Raw genomic sequence first — 18,640 nt, forward strand, 5'->3', positions numbered from 1 at the left:
AGGCGAGGACATGCAAGATGAAAAGAATCAAAAAAAATAGTATTTTTCTCCTGCTCTGTCTGTTGCTGAGCCCTCTTTCAGCGCAGGCAGCGGAATCCGTTGTGCGGGTCAACGGCGATCGGCTGACCCTGAACGCACAGAATGAGGAACTTTCAAAGATTCTGGGATCGCTGTCGGAACAGGGCATCCGCATCCGCATCGATCCGCGTATCAATCCGAAAATCACGGCAGCGTTCAATAATCGGCCTATCGGCGCCGCCATGGCCGGCATCCTGAGATCGGTGGACTACGCCCTCATCTGGAAAAAGGACAAGTCCTCCACAGCCAATGAACCCCGGCTCCGGGAAATCCGCATCTTTTACAAAGGCCAGGAAGCGCTCGTCCGGCCCTTAAAAAAAGGCGCAAACCTGACCGTGGTCAACAATGGCGACGGCACCTATTTCGTGAAGGATATCCTGCTGCTCCGGCTGGCTCCCACTATCACGGAAGAAACCCTTGCTGCGCTGCTGGATCAGTTGGGCGCTGCCATCATCGACGCCTATGCCCCTTTGGGCATCGTCCGTCTGCGCCTGCCCCACGGCAGTGATGTACAGGCGATCACCGAAACGATCGCCAGCACCCCGGGGGTCCAAACCGCCGAACCGGACTACGCCTATCCCCTGGAAGGCGGCAGCCCCGCAATCGGCGGGACAGGAGCGTCATTGCCTCCGCCCGTGGATTCCCCGAAAAACGGCAACACGATCATAGCGGTGCTGGACAGCGGCCTGCTTTCCGATTATAAAGCCAGCCCCTTTGTCCAGTCAGCCTACGATGCCGTCTCGCCAGGCGCCGAGGTCGGTGACGAATTAGGCCACGGCACCCAGATGACGCTGATTGCCGCGGGCGCGGTCAACCCCCTGGGAGCCGGATCGATCACGCCCGCCGGCAGCCCGGTGGTCGCCATCCGTGCCTTTGACGACAACGGATTTACTTCCACCTACACGCTGATGCGCGGCATCGACTACGCCATCGAAAACGGTTCCCGGGTCCTGAGCTTAAGTTGGGGATCGGAAACGTCCAGCACGTTGCTGGCGTCTGCCGTTCGCTATGCCGCTGCCAAGGGGTTGATCCTGGTCGCGGCCGCGGGCAACGCCCCCACGGGGAACCCGGTCTATCCGGCCGCCTATGACAACGTGATCGGCGTGGGGGCGCTGGACCCCAACGGCGATACATGGGACCAGTCCAACTATGGGGATTTCGTGGCCGTATCCGCACCAGGCATGGCCGATCTGCCGGTGGGATACAAGGGCGATCCGGGCACCTATGCCGGCACCTCCATCGCCACCGCCTACATCGCCCGCCGGGTAGCGGCCATTTTAAACCAGAACCCCGATGCCGATCGGGCGACCATTTTGAGGATTCTCGGTAAAGGAAAGTGAGCCGAATAAAATGGAGGGGGGATAACGGCAGCATAACGACCATTTCAATTGATCGGCTTCCGCTTTGGATAGGCCATTGGCTTCAACGCGGTGATGCCGGCCACCAGGCTATTCCCGGATGCCAGGGTGATCAACGATATCACCCCCCAGGAACCAGAACCTTTTTTCAGGAGATCAACGCCCAACCGTCGGAACTGATCGACGGCCTGATCGATACGATCATCGGACGCATTGCCGATTGCGGCCGCAACAACCCAATCGCACCTGACACGAACCTGAATCGATTGTCGAGCCTGCCACAGACACAAGGAAGAAGGCGCAATGGGCGGTCCATATTTCATTAAAACACTAATCAACAAGACATTTTCTCAGAGGTTCTTCTGGTCCAGGCTTTCACGATATCCCGTCCTCGGCCGTCTCATCGAGTATTTGTTTTTTGAAGATGACGATATCATCTACCTGCCCAAGGACAAGGCGATTTCCATTCCGGTGAACGCGCCCCTAAATTCCAGGGAGGATACGGTGCTGCCCTCTCAGGTCCTGGAGCATTTTATCCGTCAGGCCAGCTATCACTGGATCATGAACTTCTGTATCTGCCGGGACTCAACCCAGTGTGAAGATTACCCCGTCGATCTCGGCTGTATCTTTTTAGGGGAGGCCGCCATGGGCATCAATCCCAAGTTCGGCCGCAAGGCGACCGTCGAAGAAACGCTCGAACACGCCGCCCGATGCCGTGAAGCCGGCCTGGTGCATCTGATCGGACGCAACAAGCTGGATACGGTCTGGCTGAATGTCGGACCCGGGAAAAAGCTGCTAACCGTCTGCAACTGCTGCCCCTGCTGCTGTCTCTGGAAAATGCTCCCGGAGATCAACACCCGCATCGGTTCGAAGGTAAATCGCATGCCGGGTGTAGCCGTAACCGTGACCGACGCTTGCATCGGATGCGGCACCTGTACAAAAAATGTCTGTTTTGTGAACGCCATCCGTCTGAATGGCAAACAGGCGGTAATCAGCGACGACTGCCGAGGATGCGGCCGTTGCGTGGCGGTTTGTCCAAAAAACGCCATCGAACTCAAAATCGATAACCCCAATCGCATTTCATCGGCAATCGATATGATTGAAAATCTGGTGGATGTAACTTGAAGCGATCCGTGTCGAAGCGGCCATGCGGAATATTTTAGGGGTTTAGGAAGGAACTCGGTGTAAAAGCGCATGTGGGGACCCTTGTGGAGGCAGATATCGCAGCTTCCAAAAGGAAATGGGAAAATGCGCCTTGGCGTTCTCACAACCCCTTGCTGAAGAGACACAATCAAATGGAAGACCATGAAAAAGGTAGGAATGTATTTCGGTTATGAATAAAATGGGAGCCCCCCGCCCTGGGTTTGAACCGATTATAACTCTCGAGGGAATGACACGCCAGTATGGCAGGTGACGCCCGGATTGAGTCTTCTTGCCTGCGACTCAATAATCAGGAGGCGGCCTCGAGGGCCAGCATCCTCTCCTTAAGGGGGGTTCCGCCGCCAAATCCACCGGAGGTCCCGTCGCTTCTGATCACCCGATGGCAGGGGATGAAAACCGGGTAGGGATTGTTGGCCATGGTGGTGCCCACGAACCGGGCGGCTCGGGGAAGCCCGGCCATCCTCGCCACCTGGCCGTAGGATGCCGTCCGGCCGTAGGGGATCTTGGCCACCGTACGATAGACGGCCTGTTGGGCGGAAGTGAAACGGGAAAGATCCATCACCGGCCAGGGGATGTCGATTTTTTCCCCGTTGAAATATTGAACCAGGATAGAACCAATTTCGAATGCTTTCGGGTGGTTGTTGTCGATTCCCCAATATGCTTCGTCAAATGGCCGGCACAGTTCGTCGAAACCGGACGTGGGAAGTCTGATCTCAACCAATTTGAACGGCTCGACGGAAAAGGCCACGGCGCTGTAGCCAAATGCGGTTTCGACGATCCGATAGCGGTTCATGACAGATTCCCGGCCATGCTGATGAATGGGGTGTTCGGATGCAAGGGGGATAAAAAACCCCTGAAGGATGAATCCGTCAGGGGTTGGAACGTCGTTGACACCGTCACTGATTAGGTTTCTTCGACGGTGATGGCGCTCTCTTCGCACACTTCCACGCAGCTTTCGCAGCCGAGGCACTCTTCCGCGTTCACGGGAACGGATTTTTCGTCCTGCATCTCAAATACTTCCACAGGACAAACATCGACGCATTCTTCGCAGCCAACGCATTTGGTCTCATCAACGGTCGGGGTAAAAGCCATTTTAAAAGCCTCCTTTCAATAGGTTCTAATCGTGTTGATCCAATTATCAACAGTTTTTCTCTTTGTGATGGAAAAGGGCTTATACCAAATAAAACACCCAGTCAAGCGTTGAAGCCGTTTTTTTCAGCGCCCCGCCGAAAGGCCCCCAATTCCCCGCCAGTAGGGCATTTCCTCAATGTCAAAATCAACTTTCCACCAGGACAAACAGGGTATGGCAAACCGATTCCGGTTTTTCATTTTCACCCGACCCTCCGGCGGTTGCAGGGGCCAGACGCCGGACGACGCTTGAGGGTGTCCGATTCGCGGCAGCAAAAAGGGTGACTGTCGCGGCCGGCTCGGATTCCATACCCGCAGCCATCGATACGAAGGGAGAAAGGGCAGCCGATGGTGAGGATTCCCGGGCAGCCAGATCGGCCAGCACACGGCCTAATACCATAGCTGTGCCGGCCGATGGGATGGGCAGTCGAATGTCGGCCAGCCGTTCGAGACACAGCACGTCGCCATGGATTTCCAGCAGGGTGTCGATCACCGCACGGCTGGTGGTGATCAACAGTTCCGGCAGCGCATCATCGGCAGCGGCCAGGGTCGCCCAGGCACGAATCCGCTGCATGGTCAGCTTTGCACCTGGATCGTCCCGCCAGATCTCCGCACCGAACGCCTGACGGCTGAAACCCACCTCGTCGGCATCCGTCAGGGTGTCCAGAAAATCCTTTTCCAGCGTTTTGAACCGATGAAGATCATCTTCAAGGCGGTCGGTGGCCAGATCGTTCTCCTGGGCCAGCGCCAGGAACAGTCGGGCGCTGAATTCGGCCTCCGTTTTTTCCGCCTCATGATCCGCCGGATGATCGGTCTGACGATACCGTTTAATGTCGGAGCGGATCCGGTTGACGGCGGTTTCGTCGAAAAAAGGAATGTCCCCCTGCCGCTGGCTGAAAAACCCGGCACCCGGGGTGGTTTTCCCCGGATTCATCCGTGCCCAGTCGGTGAATTCCGCTAAAGCGGCACGCAGCCGGTCGTCATCCCGGATTATCGGTATGCGGATCTCAACGAGATCCAGCGATGCCAATGCACCCAGACTTTCGGGGACGTTCGTTTTCAAGGGCTGGTAAATCACCACCGGTCCCACAAGAGCGGTCAGCATGCGGGCCGTGGATTCAGACAGATAGGTAAACGGCAGGTATGCGGGAGTCATGTTTTTCTCCAATAATTTATCAAGATGTGAAAACACGGATCCGGGCCGCAAGATGCCATTCATGGACGGACACGACCATCTCTAGGGACCACCCCCATCTCCAGCAGTTGGTCGCGCAGCCGGTCCGCAAGGACCCAGTCCTTGGCCTGCCGGGCGCGCGTCCGTTCGTCCATCAATTGCTGTACGGCCGGGTTTTCAGTTTCGTCTTCAAAATCGATAATGTTCATCACTGTATTGATGCGGGCCAGCGTTTCCATCACTTTTTCAGCCCCGGCGGTATCGATATGCCTTTCCAGAATCAGGGTGTTGATGCGCTTGACCACGGTGAAGAGGGAAGCCAGGGCGGCGGAGATGTTCAGGTCGTCGTCCATGGCGGTGGTAAAGCCATTTTTGATGTCGTAGCAGAGCTGGTCCAGTTCCCCGAAGGAATCTCCGCGGCGGACGTTCTTCAAGGCCCGGATACAGGCATCCAGGCGCTTTAAGGTTTTGCGCACCCGGTTCAGGCGCGCCACGGAAAACAGGACCGGTTTGCGATAGTTGACCGAGATCAGCCAGTAGCGGATCTCCCGCCCCGTGTACCCCATGTCCAGCAGGCCCTGAATGGTCAGGGCATCTCCCTTTTCGTCAACCTTTTTGCCGTCAACCAGTACGCGGTCGCAGTGAACCCAGTATTTGGCCAGAGTCTTGCCGGTCAGGGCACCGGCAATGGCGATCTCGTTCTCGTGGTGGGGGAAGACCAGTTCTCGGCCGGCGCAGTGGATATCGTAAAAATCCCCCAGGTACCGCATGGACATGGCTGCGCACTGCAGGTGCCATGAGGGGCGCATGTTGCCCCAGTCGGTCGGCGTGTAAATGCCCCGCTTGAGTTCCGACAGCCGGGTGCGTTTGAGAAGGGTGAAATCTCGGGGGTTGTCCTTTTCGTATTCGTCCAGGTCCACGGTGGCGCCGATGCGGATCTTGTTGAGGTCGATTCCCGATAACTGGCCGTATGCCTTGAATCGCGAAATGTCGAAATAGATGGAACGCAGCTTCTCGTAGGCATAGCCTTTCTTGACCAGCCGGTCGGCCAGGTTGACCATATCGTCGGCGTGTTCGCTGGCCTTGGGGTAGTGATTGGCCGGTTGGATACCCAAACATTTTAGATCCTTATGAAAGGATTCGATGTGCATGCCGGTGAAGTCTTTCAGGGACATGCCGGCCTGCTCGGACCCCTCGATGGTCTTGTCGTCCAGGTCGGTGATGTTCATCACCTGTTTGACCGCATATCCCCGGTAAGCCAGGTAGCGCGCCAGCAGGTCGGAGAAGACAAAGCGGCGACCCTCCCCCACGTGCATGCGGGCGTGGGCCGTGGGGCCGCAGGCATACATGGACACCTTCCCCGGATTCACCGGCAAAAAAGGCTCTTTTTTATGCGTCATGGTATTGAATAGCTTGAGGTCTATCTTCTCCTGAACGGCAAAGAGCGGGGTGGAAAGGTAGCGCTCACCGCCGTCGGGAAAGATCACCACCAGCGTCCCCTGCTCCAAGGAGGCGGCGACCCCGGCGGCCACCACCATGGCTGCGCCGCTGCTCATACCCACCATGAGGCCCTCTTCCCGGGCAAGGCGCCGGGTCATCTCGAAAGCCGGCTCATCCTCGACGTTGACCTTTTCATCCAACAGACGCTTCTCGAATATTTCCGGCTGGTAGGCCTCCTTCATGTTTTTCAGCCCTTGCAGCCGGTGTCCCAGATAAGGCTCCACGCCGATGATCCGGATCTCGGGATTGAACTCCTTGAGCCGCCGGGACAGCCCCATCAGGGTTCCCGAGGTGCCCATCGTGGCTATCATGTGGGTCAGCTTTCCGCCGGTCTGATCCCATATCTCGACGGCGGTGCCATTGTAATGGGCCTTCCAGTTGGCCGGGTTGTTGTACTGGTCGGTCATGAAATAGGCGTCGGGATTCTCCCGCGCGAGGCGGTACACCTCCTCGATGGCACCGTCGGTGCCCAGATGACCCGGCGTGAGCAGAATCTCCGCACCACGCGCCCTGAGGATCTGCTGCCGCTCCACACTGGCCGCTTCACTCATGGCCAGCAGCAGTCGGTAGCCCTTGACCGAGCAGACCATGGCCAGGCCTATCCCCGTGTTGCCGCTGGTGGCCTCGATCACCGTCTTTCCCGGTTTCAGTTCACCCGACCGTTCTCCTTCCTCGATCATGGACAGCGCCGGGCGGTCTTTGATCGAACCGCCGGGGTTGAGGTACTCCAGCTTGGCCAGCACCCGGACAGATGGGTTGGGGTTCAGCCGCCGGATCTCCACCAGCGGGGTATTGCCGATATGATTCAGGATGCTGTCGTTCATGGCAAAAGGTCCCGTTTGCAATGGCAAAAAAAACGGATCATCGCCCCCCATTCAACATAAAAAATAAATCCATTTCGATCGGATATTGACCGGATACCCCACTTCATCCGGCATTGCCTTTGAAATGTGCCTTGAGTGCCGCTTCAATCTGCTCACGCACCGCCTGCTCGTCGACCGCGGCGTCGATGATGACAAATCGCCCAGGTTCCTGCCTGGCCAGATCCAGGTATCCCGCCCTCACCCGCCGATGGAAGGCCAGGCGCTCTTTTTCGAACCGGGATTCCTTCGCATGGGCGGCATCGGCGTCAATCCGTTGCCAGGCGCGCGCCAGCCCGGCTTCGGGATCCAGATCCAGCAGCAGGGTCAGGTCGGGTGTCAGACCGTTGCAGGCCAGCTGGTGGAGCTGGCGGATCATCCCCCTGTCCAGTCCCCGGGCATAGCCCTGATAGACGAGAGTGGCATCGAAATAGCGGTCGCAAACCACCACCCTGCCGGCAGCCAGGGCCGGACGGACGACCGTTTCCAAGTGCTGGACCCGGTCCGCCACGTAAAGGAGCAGTTCTGCCGCAGGGGCCAGATCGCTGTTTTCCGGGTGGAGCAGGACGGAACGAATCTGACCGCCAATGGGCGTACCGCCGGGCTCCCGGGTGGTCAGGCAGTCACGGCCGGTCGTCTTCAGCCAATCGGCGATAATCTGAATCTGGGTGGTTTTCCCGGACCCTTCAATGCCTTCTAAAGTAATAAACATAATCGGTCATCCCGCATCCGAACTGCCCGGCCCTTTATAAAAATGTCGCTCCAACAGCCGGTGATATGGCGTCCAGGACCCGTCCGACGTGTCCTGGGCCACATATTCGCGGATACTGTTCACCCGGGAATCCATCTCGTCAATATAATTGAGCAGGACCGCTTCGATAGTTTTGGGCGGTTCGGGGGAACCGAAAGCCCGCTCACCGTGGTGGCTGACGATCATGTGCTTGAGCAGTTGGGCCTGGACGTCCGGAAAATCCGGCACCTGCTTCAGTTTTTCATCCAGCATGGACAGACCGATGATAATGTGGCTGAGCAGCCGGCCTTCATCCGTATAATCGATGCGGCGGGTATATTCCAATTCTCTGGTCTTACCCACATCGTGAAGGATCACCCCGGCCAGCAGCATATCCCTGTCCACGCCGCTGTAATGACCGGCAATCAATTCCGACAAAATGGCCATGGACAGGGTGTGTTCCAGGAGGCCGCCGATATAGGCGTGGTGCATGAGCTTGGCCGCCGGCGCCCGGATATAGTCGGCCACAAACGCCGCATCGGCCCAGAATGCCTCAAACAGTGCCTTCAAATGCGGGGTCTGCATCCGGGCAGTCATCTCCTTGATCCGGCCGAACATCTTGCCCACGTCGCGGGTAGTGGCCGCCAGAAAATCCCCTGCATCCACCTGGTCCGCCGGCACCCGGGCCATGTCCTTGACCACCAGCTGGAGGCTGCCCCGATACTCGCCCACCTGCGCCCGGACATGCACGAAATCACCTTCGGCGACCGCGGCAGCGATGCGTTCCACCTGGTCCCATACCACCCCCTTTACCTGACCGGTGCGATCCGACAGGGTCACGTTCAAAAAGGGGTTCCCGTCTTTCTTATGGGCCATGGCGCGCTCGGCCAGCAGAAACACCTCGTCAATGGCGCTGCCCGCGATAAGTTCAGAGACAAAACGTTTGGTCATCGGTGTCACCGTCTCACGGCCTTCCAAAAAAAAACGGCCGTTTGCTAAGGGGTCAGGGGAACATCCCGCCGGGCCAGTTCCCGCAGGGTATCGTAATCGGTCATGTCGCATTTGATGGGGGTAATGGAAATATACCGCTCACCCAGGGCGGCCCCGTCAATATCCGATTGGTCGTAGGCCGCCTGGCCGTCACATCCTTGCCAGTAATAGACCCGGTCCCTCGGATCCCGCCGTTTTTCGAAGTGCTGGGCAAAAACCCCGGTTCCTTGACGGCTCCAGCGCACACCGCGAATCTCGTCTATCGGCAGATCGGGAAAATTGACGTTGAGGAATGTCCCCCGCGGGAGCCCCCATCCCTTCACCTGCAGTGACAGCGATTCGGCAAAACGGGCTGCGGCATCGACATGCCGGTCACCGGGGGCATTGATGGATATGGCTATGGCGGGGATGCCGGCCATGGCGGCCTCTTTGGCGGCGGCCACGGTTCCCGAATAGTTGACATTGATGCCCACGTTGGCGCCCGGATTGATACCGGAGACAACCAACTCGGGGGGGGCGTCCAACAGCTCGGCCAATCCCAGTTTCACACAGTCCGCCGGGGTGCCGTTGACGGCAAAACCGCTCAGGCTGCCGTTGACCCGGGTATTTTCGAAACGGATGGGCTGGTGCAGGGTAATCCCGTGGCCCACTGCGCTGCGTTCACGATCCGGAGCTACTACGGTCACGTGGTGCCGGGCCGAAAAGGCACGGTGCAACGCCCACAATCCCGGTGCATGGATGCCGTCGTCATTGGTCAGCAGTACGTGCATGAAGACTCTTTTTTATCTGAAACATCGCCGCCCGAACCGGCCTTGCCCCGGTCGACAACCGATGTTTAAAACTGTTGTTGCAATTTATATTCGGATAGCTTTATATTGAATTTTTCATTTATGTGCAAGCGGTTATCCTGCATCCGCCCCCGCAGGATCCACGCTGAAACCACCTCTTTTCCCATAACCTCTATGCCCTTATTCAATTGATGCGACCTTCCATGTTCAGACCATCATCTCCCGAAATAAGCTATCCGGCGGTGATCCTGACCATCCTTTGCTGGACGCTCTGGTTCTTAGCGACGGGGGCGCCTGTTGCCGCCCACGCCGAGTCCATAACGGACCGACTCACCGGCAGTCCGAAGGTACCCTGGCAGATCAGTGCAGATACGGTCGACTACGACGCCGAAACCACCACTTATCATGCCAGGGGCAATGTAATCATCGAAAAGCAGGCCGCCCGACTGGCGGCCGATGCGGTTGCCTTCAACCACAAAGCCATGACCGCCGTGGCCGACGGCCACGTGGTGATGACCGTAGGCGACGATATTCTAACGGGGGAACGTGTGGAGTTGAACCTGGATCAGGAAACCGGCGTGGTGCACGGCGGCACCGTGTTCCTGAAGGAGAATCATTTTTACATCCACGGCGAGCGCATCGAAAAAACCGGCAAGAATTCCTACCGGATGGAAAAGGGCTCCATCACCAGCTGTGACGGCGACCGGCCGGACTGGATCATCACCGGTCGATCGGTCAAGGTCACCATCGAGGGCTACGGCTCCGCCACCCACGCCGTACTTAAAGCCCGGGATGTACCGATACTGTATACCCCCTACCTCCTGTTCCCGGCAAAAACCAAGCGCCAGACCGGCCTGCTGATTCCGGAGGCCGGCTATTCGGACCGCTGGGGCTTTTCCTGGAATCAACCGCTCTTCTGGGCCATCAACGACAGCACCGATGCAACCGCGTATACCCACTACATGGAAGAAAGAGGCACCAAAGTCGGCCTGGAATACCGCTATGCCCTGACCCACGTTTCATATGGGACCCTCATGGCCGACGGTCTGCAGGACCGTAAAACCGATGACGGCACCCCCGAGGCCACCCGGAAATGGGGCTATACCGGCGATGCCTATGACAGACCCAACACGGACCGCTACTGGCTGCGGGCCAAACAAGACCAGGAACTGCCCTGGGGGGCCATGGCGCGACTGGATCTGGATATCGTCAGCGATCAGGACTACCTCAACGAGTTCAAGGACGGACGCAGTGGATTCAACGAAACCCGGGATTCCTTTCTGAAGTCATTCGGTCGGGACCTGGACACTTACGATGAAACCATCCGTACCAATCGGCTCAACATCAATCGAACCTGGTCGCGCTATTCCCTGAACGGCGACCTGCTGTGGAACGACAATGTGACCAACCGGCGCTGGGAATCGTCCGACGATACGCTTCAACAGCTTCCGACCATCCAATTCAACGGCACCAAACAGCAGGCTTTCGGTACCGGCGTTTACTGGGATCTGGATTCCGAATATTCCTATTTCTACCGGGAAGACGGCGAGCGAGGGCATCGGTCAGATATTTATCCCAGGGCCTATCTCCCGCTCAGGTGGAAAAACTACCTGTCGGTGGAACCGTCGGTTGGCTGGCGCCAGACAGCTTGGGTAATGGACCGCTGGGAAAACAACAGTTTGGATCACTCCAGCTATCGTCAGATCTACGACGCCCGTCTGGACCTGTCCACGGAGTTTTCCAAAATTATGGGGTCTCCCATAGCTGCCGTGGACCGTATCCGCCACAGCGCCAAACCGCGGGTGGTTTACGAATACATCCCGGATCAGGACCAATCGGACCTGCCTTATTTTTCCGATCTGGATCGTATAGATGAAAAAAACAGGGTGACCTACTCCCTGACCAACACTTTTACGGCACGAACGACGAAGCCTGTCCAATCCGCCACCACAAACGGCGGTTTTTCCCTGTCTGAAAAAGAAACCGGCCTGAAAAACAAGAGGCGGGGTGATCCGCCAACCCCGACTCCTTTCGACTACAATCGATTTTGCCGATTTTATCTGGAGCAGAGCTATGACCTCGCAGCGACCAAGGATGATCGGCCCGAACCCTTTTCAGACATCTATGGTGAACTGGAATTTAATTTCGGGCGTTATCTAACTGTCGACGCCGACGCCAGTTACAACACCTACGACACCCATTTTTCATCCCATAATGTAGGCGCCGGCGTCGCCGACCACCGCGGGGACCGGCTGTGGGTGGAGCACCGATACGAAAAAGACGACTACGAATCCATTCGCAGTACCCTGTCCGTCAACCTGACCGATCACCTCACCGCCAGGGGTGAATACGAACGAAACCTGAAGGACGAAACGGACATCATCAAGGGAGCCGGTTTCCTATACACCGCCCAATGCTGGTCCGTCGATTTTTTCTATGCCATGGAAGGCGAGGACAATAAATTTTTATTTTCAATCAACCTGATGGGCATCAGCGGGTTCGGCGATTAACCGATGCGAATGCCAATTGCCTTTTGGCCACAGGGATGATACACGAATCCCCCTCTGATCCCCCATCGGATGAACTGGCGGGACGTGTTCAGATCAGTTGCTTCATTTTTAACATACGGAACCACGCCCCATGGCTGGAGACAAACTGACGCGCGCCTGGTATGCGCTTCACACAAAAAGCCGTTTCGAGAATGTGGTCAACGACGGACTGGCCAAAAAGACGCTGGATGTCTTCCTGCCCAAGATTACCGTGAAAAGCAGGCGGAGGGACCGGCACAAGATGATCCGTGTACCCCTCTTCCCCGGTTACCTCTTTGTCAGGACCGATCTGAATCCATATGAACACATCGAGATATTGAAAACCACGGGGGCGGTGCGGCTCATCGGCAGTACCCGGGGACCGGTACCTATTGCCGATGCAACGATTGAATCCCTTAAAATCATGGTTTCCACGGAAGGCGAAGTGGTCACCGGTACCCGGTTTAAGAAAGGGAATCGGGTAATGGTGGTCAACGGGCCCTTTGCCGGTGTGACGGGTATTTTTTCAAGCTACCGCGGTGATGGTCGGGTGATCGTCAACATCGAAGCCCTGGGCCAGTTCGCCGCCGTCAACGTCGATGCCGCCGATGTGGAGAAACTGCCGGAAATATTATCATAACTACTTGACTTTCTATTAAGTTTTATTTTATAGAGTCACTTTCAATCCCGTATACACTACCGATTGTTGAAGGAGGGTACATGAACAAACTGGAACTCATCTCCGCTTTGAAGACTAAGGCCGACATATCCAAATCCGAAGCGGCAAAAGTGGTCCAGATCTTTTTTGACAGCATGGCCGAGGCCATGGCCGATGGAGAACGAGTTGAAATTCGCGGTCTGTGCAGCTTCTTCGTGAAAGAGTACAAAAGCTATACGGGAAGAAACCCCAAAACCGGCGAGAAGGTCACCATCAAACCCAAAAAGCTACCTTTTTTCAAAGCCGGAAAAGAGCTCAAGGAACGGGTGGATCAATAGTCGGCATGCCAACCCAGCGTCGAACGGACGGGACCCTTGGCAACGGGTCCCGGACCCAAAAGGGGCGGGTCCGATTCAACCTTCCGGGATCCATAGAAAATGACGACGGCAACCGTATTTAACGCCATCGTTGGCCAACAGCACGCCATCAGGTTGCTCAAGACGTTTATCCGCAACGGTACACTGCCTCATGCGTTGCTCTTTACCGGTAATGATGGTGTAGGGAAAAAAATAACGGCCACGGCATTTGCCATGGCCTGCAACTGCCTGACGTTGCAATCGGCGATTCCCCACCGCCCCCATCTCGATGCCATTGATGCCTGCGGAGATTGCGGGCCTTGCAGAAAGATTGCCGGGGACCATCACCCAGATATCATCCGTGTCGCCCCCCTATCGTCGGTTATCAGAATCGCCCAGATCAGGAAACTGCTTCAGACACTGACGTTGAAGCCCAATGAGGCAAACCGACGGGTGGTCATTCTGGCCGATGCGCAGGCCTTGAATCCGGAAGCGGGCAATGCGCTGTTAAAGGTCCTGGAAGAGCCCCCGGACCGAACCTTGCTGGTGCTGACGGCGCGCCAGACATCCGACCTATTGCCCACCATCGTCTCGCGGTGCCAGCACCTCCGTTTTTCGCCCCTTCGCGAGGCAGATATTAAACACCTGCTGACTGAGGCGGGCGGAATTAAACCGGAAACCGTAGAAACGGTTGCCGCCCTCTGCGGCGGCAGTTTCACCCGTGCACAAAAATTGATCGACAGCCGATGGTTGAACCGACGGGACTGGATCATCCAGGCCATGGGAAGCCAAATGGCCAATACCGGAACATCGGGAATTCGGGCGTGGCTGGCATGGTCTGAAATGTTGGCAAAGAAAAAGGATCTTATTGAAGATTCCCTGGAAATCATTACTTTGTGGTTGCGGGACATCCTGGTCTTCAGGACAAACCCGGAGCGGGTCTTGAATCAGGATCGGTTGGAAGCGCTTTCAGCAGCGGCAAAACACGTCAGCCCGAAGCAGTTGCTCGAACAGATCGACGCGGTGGACTTCGCATTGACGGCACTGAGATCCAATACGAACGCAAGATTGACACTGGACGCCATGGTTCTGCGAATGGCAGGGGCCTGAAGCTTCGGTAAAAATAAATTAAACTGATACTGTGCCGGGTTTGGGTTCGGGCACAAGAGAAACCATGAAAAAAAAAGTGGGAATCCGGTTTAAAACCGGTGGCAAGATTTACGATTTCAACTGCGGTGCCTTTGTCCTCAACGTAGGCGACCAGGTGATCGTGGAATCGGAAAAAGGTCTGGGATTCGGAACCGTCGAGACGCCGCCCGAACTGGTGGAAGAGACGGACAAACCCGGCAAGGCGCTGAAAAATATATTTCGCAAAGCCAATGAGAAGGACTTGAGCCAAGTCACGCACAACATGTCCCTGGAGCGCGAAGCCCATGCTTTCTGCATGAAAAGCATCAAGGAACTCGGGCTCAAGATGAACCTGTTCTCTGTGGAAAGCACCTTCGACGCCAGCCGACTCACCTTCTTCTTCACTGCCGATGGCCGGGTGGACTTCAGGCAACTGGTAAAAATCCTGGTCAATCAGTTCAAGGTCCGCATCGAGATGCGACAGGTGGGCATTCGCAATCAAGCCAAGATGTGCGGGGGCCTTGGACGCTGTGGACGAATCTTCTGCTGCTCATCGTTCATGGAAAAGTTCGAGCCGGTATCCATCCGCATGGCCAAAATGCAGGGGCTCTCTCTGAACCCTACCAAAATTTCGGGCCAGTGCGGCAGGCTCATGTGCTGCCTGACCTTTGAAAATGAGACATACCGCAAACTGAAACAAGGCTTTCCCAAAATTGGCAAGATCGTAACCACCAAGAACGGCCCGGGAAAGGTAACCCGCCACAACGTTATCTGCAACCGCCTGACAGTGCGGATGGAAGAAGGCGGTGAAGCGGAGATCAGCCTTGACGACATTGTCAACGACAGGAGATGAACCATGGCCTCGCCGTTTTATATCACCACGCCCATATACTATGTGAACGCCCGACCCCACCTGGGCCATGCCTATACCACCATTGCAGCGGATGTGGTCAGGCGGTTTCACGCCATGTCAAGCGACCAGACCTATTTTCTCACCGGCACGGACGAACATGGGGACAAAATCGTCCGCGCCGCCAAAAAGGAAAATCGGACCCCACGGGAGTACGTGGATCAGATCAGCGGCCTTTTCAGGAAGCTGTGGCCGGAGCTCAACATCTCCAACGATTACTTCATCCGTACCACGGACCCGGCCCATATGGCCGTGGTGGAGACCATCCTGCAGCGCATCTACGATGCCGGTGACATCTATTTCAGCGAATACGAAGGTCTTTACTGCTTCGGATGCGAACGGTTCTACACCGAGCGGGAACTCGTCGACGGCTGTTGTCCGGACCACCAGACCCCTCCGGAAACTATTAAGGAGTCCAACTATTTTTTCAAGATGAGCCGGTATCAGCAATGGCTGATCGACCACATCAATCAGAATCCCGACTTTATCCGTCCCGAACGCTACCGGAACGAAGTCCTGGCATTTTTGCGCGACCCCTTGGATGACCTGTGCATCTCGCGGCCCAAATCCCGCATAAAATGGGGGATCAACCTGCCGTTTGACGCCGACTATGTAACCTACGTGTGGTTCGATGCCCTGCTCAACTATGTGTCGGCGCTGGGTTACCCGGATGGAGAATTGTACAAGACCTATTGGCCCGTGGCCCAGCACATCGTGGCCAAGGACATCCTCAAACCCCACGGAATCTATTGGCCAATCATGCTCAAAGCGGCCGGAATACCCGTTTACCAGCACCTGAATGTTCACGGCTACTGGAACGTAGACCAGAGCAAGATGTCCAAAAGCATCGGCAATGTGGTGGAGCCCCTTGAGATGAAAGATGTTTATGGTCTGGACGCGTTCCGTTTTTTTCTCATGCGGGACATGGCTTTCGGTCTGGACTCCAACTTCAGTGAAGAGGCCCTGGTCCAACGCATCAATGCGGACCTGGCTAATGACCTGGGCAATCTCTTTTCCCGGGTGCTCTCCATGGCCCATAAGTATTTCGGCGGCGCGGTTCCCGAGCCGGACCCCGATGTGGAAAAGGAAATGGATCTGGGACTGGAAAACAATTCCCGGGCCGCCATCGATGCCTACACGGCCAGCATGGGAGAGTTTGCCTTTCACAAGGGCCTGGCAGCGGTGTGGGAGTTCATCACCCACATGAACAAGTATGTGGATGTAACCGCCCCGTGGGTGCTGGCCAAGAACAAGGCCACCCGCAGACAGTTGGAAACGGTAATTTACAACCTGCTGGAAGGGCTTCGCATCATCTCCGGCCTGATCTATCCGGTGATGCCCGATACGGCAGCCAAGATGCAAAAACACCTGGGATTTACCGGCGATGACGGTTTTTACAAAATGGACCGTCTCACCACATGGAGAGGGATGAAGCCGGGGGTGAAACTGAGAAAATCCATATCCCTGTTTCCCCGCATCGACCTGGACAAGAAACAGCAACCCGTGGAAAAGGCCGCCTTCCCGATCATGGAAAAACCCATCAAACCGGAAATCACCATCGACGATTTTGCCAAGATAGACCTGCGTGTGGCCACCGTCGTATCCGCCCAGGCAGTCCCCCGCGCCAAAAAACTGCTTCAGCTGGAGGTGGACCTGGGTGAAACGCGAACCATCGTCTCCGGTATCGCCGGCAGCTACGCCCCAGAAGATCTGGTGGGTAAACAGGTCATCGTTGTGGCCAACCTCAAACCCGCCAAACTCATGGGCGTGTTGTCCAAGGGCATGCTCATTGCGGCAACGGACGAAGACGGCGTCACGGTGGCGACACTGGATCATTCGGTCACGCCCGGTACGCCGTTAAGCTGACCATCCCCGGGGGTATAATTTTCGGAAATGACCCGTTTTTTTAAACGTGATACGCATTCGTCACCCCAGCCCAACTGGAGAACCTACCAGGAAAGCCTCAGGCGTCAGTACTTCCCGTCCAGACGAACTCGGCTGGACCGCGGCAGACCGTGGCTGGTTGCGGGGCTGTTGATTCTGGTACTTGCAGGGATCGGATGGGTTTTCACCGCAGGCATCAATAAGGAAACGGGTGCGGCAGTTGCAGAGTCAGTCCCGCCGCAGAAGACGGTAAAGGCCCCGGGCCTGATTGAAAAAGCGGATGTCCATATCCTTTTGGGCAAAACCCGGCTGATCAACCTGGAGGCGAATCCGATAAAGGTCGACTTCGACGGCCGCCCCTACCAGGTAAGCACCAGTTTGGATCTGGGACTTCAGCAGTATCTGCTCAAACGCATGGACCGTGAAAATTCCCGCTATATCGGCATCGTGGCCATGGCGCCGGAAACGGGCCGTATTCTGGCCATGGCGGGATTCAACAAGATCGATCCCGACCGGGATCCGTGCCTGATGGCCGAATACCCGGCAGCCAGCCTCTTCAAGATCGTAACGGCAGCGGCGGCGGTTGAAGAAAAAGGCTATACCGCCGGCTCCCGGTTCAATTTCAACGGCTACAAACACACCCTTTACAAACGCCAGTTGACGGACAAGACCAACCGCTACACCAATTCCATCTCCCTGCGGGATTCCTTTGCCCAGTCCGTCAATCCGGTGTTTGGCAAAATCGGGGCACTGGTCCTCAACCGGGAAACCCTGGAGGCTTACGGGAATGCCTTTGCTTTCAACCGGCAGGTCGATTTCGAGCTCCACTGGCCCACCAGCCGGCTGGCCGTAGATGACGAATCCTACCACCGGGCGGAAATTGCCAGCGGGTTCAACCGCCACACGACACTTTCCCCCCTCCATGGGGCGGTGATCGTATCGACGGTGGTCAACGGCGGCAAGCCGGTGGAGCCTACCCTGGTGGACCGGATCATCGACGACAACGGCAACCCGGTTTATCGGACCGAGCCTCAATTTTTGACGGAAGCAATATCCCCTAAAACGGCCGATGTGTTGAACCAGCTCATGGTTGCCACCGTGGCCTCAGGCACTGCAAAAAAGATATTTCGCGGACATGGTCGCAGCAAGGTCTTGTCGCGCCTGACGCTGGGAGGCAAAACCGGCTCCATCTACAACCGGGCCCATGATGCCCGCTTCGACTGGTTCGTGGGATTTGCCACGGAAAAAAAAGGGTCCGAAAAAATAGTGGTCGCGGTAATGGTGGCCCATGAAGATTATATCGGCATCCGGGCCGGACAGTATGCCCGGATGGCCATCGAACACTATTTCAAGGACTATTTTGCCAAAAAAGAGCAGGCAGGGAATAATTCCCGCGGATAAGGAGGCAA

16 protein-coding genes are annotated in these 18,640 nt (G+C 56.5%); 9 read left to right on the forward strand and 7 right to left on the reverse strand.

The features are described from left to right. The first annotated feature begins 17 nt into the window (after nucleotides 1-17). Together ACHZBS_RS02175 and ACHZBS_RS02180 are read left to right on the forward strand one after the other, a co-directional pair. On the forward strand, nucleotides 18-1,418 hold the full coding sequence (locus ACHZBS_RS02175; protein ID WP_319404889.1) for a S8 family serine peptidase: 1,401 nt from the start codon (nucleotides 18-20) through the stop codon (nucleotides 1,416-1,418). Nucleotides 1,419-1,739: 321 nt separating this feature from the next. Then, nucleotides 1,740-2,561: a 4Fe-4S dicluster domain-containing protein gene (locus tag ACHZBS_RS02180; RefSeq protein ID WP_319404890.1), complete on the forward strand. Its 822-nt coding sequence runs from the start codon at nucleotides 1,740-1,742 to the stop codon at nucleotides 2,559-2,561. A 325-nt stretch (nucleotides 2,562-2,886) separates the two neighbouring features. Here ACHZBS_RS02180 and ACHZBS_RS02185 read toward each other — a convergent pair whose 3' ends face one another. The 7 genes from ACHZBS_RS02185 to surE all read right to left on the reverse strand — a co-directional run bounded on the left by ACHZBS_RS02185 (nucleotide 2,887) and on the right by surE (nucleotide 9,749). Then, a complete protein-coding gene (locus ACHZBS_RS02185; protein ID WP_319404891.1) occupies nucleotides 2,887-3,390 on the reverse strand; it encodes an MGMT family protein in 504 nt (167 codons plus the stop codon). Nucleotides 3,391-3,500: 110 nt separating this feature from the next. Next, on the reverse strand, nucleotides 3,501-3,689 hold the full coding sequence (locus ACHZBS_RS02190) for a ferredoxin (RefSeq protein ID WP_319404892.1): 189 nt from the start codon (nucleotides 3,687-3,689) through the stop codon (nucleotides 3,501-3,503). A gap of 184 nt (nucleotides 3,690-3,873) precedes the next feature. Then, complete coding sequence (locus ACHZBS_RS02195) at nucleotides 3,874-4,881, reverse strand: hypothetical protein (protein ID WP_319404893.1); 1,008 nt, start codon at nucleotides 4,879-4,881, stop codon at nucleotides 3,874-3,876. Nucleotides 4,882-4,940: 59 nt separating this feature from the next. Next, nucleotides 4,941-7,223 (reverse strand): cysteine--tRNA ligase, encoded by a 2,283-nt coding sequence (cysS, locus tag ACHZBS_RS02200; RefSeq protein WP_319404894.1) that lies wholly within the window; start codon nucleotides 7,221-7,223, stop codon nucleotides 4,941-4,943. Between the two features lie 103 nt (nucleotides 7,224-7,326). Next, on the reverse strand, nucleotides 7,327-7,971 hold the full coding sequence (gene tmk / locus ACHZBS_RS02205) for a dTMP kinase (RefSeq protein WP_319404895.1): 645 nt from the start codon (nucleotides 7,969-7,971) through the stop codon (nucleotides 7,327-7,329). A 6-nt stretch (nucleotides 7,972-7,977) separates the two neighbouring features. Beyond that, nucleotides 7,978-8,940: an HD domain-containing protein gene (locus ACHZBS_RS02210; RefSeq protein WP_319404896.1), complete on the reverse strand. Its 963-nt coding sequence runs from the start codon at nucleotides 8,938-8,940 to the stop codon at nucleotides 7,978-7,980. Between the two features lie 44 nt (nucleotides 8,941-8,984). Beyond that, on the reverse strand, nucleotides 8,985-9,749 hold the full coding sequence (surE, locus tag ACHZBS_RS02215; RefSeq protein ID WP_319404897.1) for a 5'/3'-nucleotidase SurE: 765 nt from the start codon (nucleotides 9,747-9,749) through the stop codon (nucleotides 8,985-8,987). Nucleotides 9,750-9,970: 221 nt separating this feature from the next. Here surE and ACHZBS_RS02220 point away from each other — a divergent pair, with 221 nt between their 5' ends. The 7 genes from ACHZBS_RS02220 (at nucleotide 9,971) to ACHZBS_RS02250 (ending at nucleotide 18,632) form a co-directional block, all read left to right on the forward strand. Further along, the gene (locus ACHZBS_RS02220) at nucleotides 9,971-12,277 is read left to right on the forward strand and encodes an LPS assembly protein LptD (RefSeq protein ID WP_319404898.1); all 2,307 of its coding nucleotides are present in this window, start codon (nucleotides 9,971-9,973) and stop codon (nucleotides 12,275-12,277) included. 130 nt (nucleotides 12,278-12,407) lie between these two features. Then, nucleotides 12,408-12,935, forward strand: a complete 528-nt coding sequence (locus ACHZBS_RS02225; protein ID WP_319404899.1) for a UpxY family transcription antiterminator — start codon at nucleotides 12,408-12,410, stop codon at nucleotides 12,933-12,935. 80 nt (nucleotides 12,936-13,015) lie between these two features. After that, a complete protein-coding gene (locus ACHZBS_RS02230) occupies nucleotides 13,016-13,291 on the forward strand; it encodes an HU family DNA-binding protein (RefSeq protein WP_319404900.1) in 276 nt (91 codons plus the stop codon). Nucleotides 13,292-13,390: 99 nt separating this feature from the next. Then, the gene (gene holB / locus ACHZBS_RS02235) at nucleotides 13,391-14,419 is read left to right on the forward strand and encodes a DNA polymerase III subunit delta' (RefSeq protein ID WP_319404901.1); all 1,029 of its coding nucleotides are present in this window, start codon (nucleotides 13,391-13,393) and stop codon (nucleotides 14,417-14,419) included. A 64-nt stretch (nucleotides 14,420-14,483) separates the two neighbouring features. After that, complete coding sequence (locus ACHZBS_RS02240; RefSeq protein WP_319404902.1) at nucleotides 14,484-15,290, forward strand: stage 0 sporulation family protein; 807 nt, start codon at nucleotides 14,484-14,486, stop codon at nucleotides 15,288-15,290. A gap of 3 nt (nucleotides 15,291-15,293) precedes the next feature. Beyond that, a complete protein-coding gene (gene metG, locus ACHZBS_RS02245; RefSeq protein ID WP_319404903.1) occupies nucleotides 15,294-17,213 on the forward strand; it encodes a methionine--tRNA ligase in 1,920 nt (639 codons plus the stop codon). A 27-nt stretch (nucleotides 17,214-17,240) separates the two neighbouring features. Next, nucleotides 17,241-18,632 carry a penicillin-binding transpeptidase domain-containing protein gene (locus ACHZBS_RS02250; protein WP_319404904.1) on the forward strand — a complete coding sequence of 464 codons (1,392 nt, stop codon included), beginning with the start codon at nucleotides 17,241-17,243 and terminating at the stop codon, nucleotides 18,630-18,632. Nucleotides 18,633-18,640 lie beyond the last annotated feature (8 nt).

Source organism: uncultured Desulfosarcina sp. (genome assembly GCF_963664155.2).
Taxonomy (GTDB): domain Bacteria; phylum Desulfobacterota; class Desulfobacteria; order Desulfobacterales; family Desulfosarcinaceae; genus Desulfosarcina.

Bases quoted from the DNA above. Each gene is read 5' to 3' on its own strand.
- ACHZBS_RS02175 (WP_319404889.1), top strand. From the start codon at position 18: ATGAAAAGAATCAAAAAAAATAGTATTTTTCTCCTGCTCTGTCTGTTG.
- ACHZBS_RS02180 (WP_319404890.1), top strand. From the start codon at position 1,740: ATGGGCGGTCCATATTTCATTAAAACACTAATCAACAAGACATTTTCT.
- ACHZBS_RS02185 (WP_319404891.1), bottom strand. From the start codon at position 3,390: ATGAACCGCTATCGGATCGTCGAAACCGCATTTGGCTACAGCGCCGTG.
- ACHZBS_RS02190 (WP_319404892.1), bottom strand. From the start codon at position 3,689: ATGGCTTTTACCCCGACCGTTGATGAGACCAAATGCGTTGGCTGCGAA.
- ACHZBS_RS02195 (WP_319404893.1), bottom strand. From the start codon at position 4,881: ATGACTCCCGCATACCTGCCGTTTACCTATCTGTCTGAATCCACGGCC.
- cysS (WP_319404894.1), bottom strand. From the start codon at position 7,223: ATGAACGACAGCATCCTGAATCATATCGGCAATACCCCGCTGGTGGAG.
- tmk (WP_319404895.1), bottom strand. From the start codon at position 7,971: ATGTTTATTACTTTAGAAGGCATTGAAGGGTCCGGGAAAACCACCCAG.
- ACHZBS_RS02210 (WP_319404896.1), bottom strand. From the start codon at position 8,940: ATGACCAAACGTTTTGTCTCTGAACTTATCGCGGGCAGCGCCATTGAC.
- surE (WP_319404897.1), bottom strand. From the start codon at position 9,749: ATGCACGTACTGCTGACCAATGACGACGGCATCCATGCACCGGGATTG.
- ACHZBS_RS02220 (WP_319404898.1), top strand. From the start codon at position 9,971: ATGTTCAGACCATCATCTCCCGAAATAAGCTATCCGGCGGTGATCCTG.
- ACHZBS_RS02225 (WP_319404899.1), top strand. From the start codon at position 12,408: ATGGCTGGAGACAAACTGACGCGCGCCTGGTATGCGCTTCACACAAAA.
- ACHZBS_RS02230 (WP_319404900.1), top strand. From the start codon at position 13,016: ATGAACAAACTGGAACTCATCTCCGCTTTGAAGACTAAGGCCGACATA.
- holB (WP_319404901.1), top strand. From the start codon at position 13,391: ATGACGACGGCAACCGTATTTAACGCCATCGTTGGCCAACAGCACGCC.
- ACHZBS_RS02240 (WP_319404902.1), top strand. From the start codon at position 14,484: ATGAAAAAAAAAGTGGGAATCCGGTTTAAAACCGGTGGCAAGATTTAC.
- metG (WP_319404903.1), top strand. From the start codon at position 15,294: ATGGCCTCGCCGTTTTATATCACCACGCCCATATACTATGTGAACGCC.
- ACHZBS_RS02250 (WP_319404904.1), top strand. From the start codon at position 17,241: ATGACCCGTTTTTTTAAACGTGATACGCATTCGTCACCCCAGCCCAAC.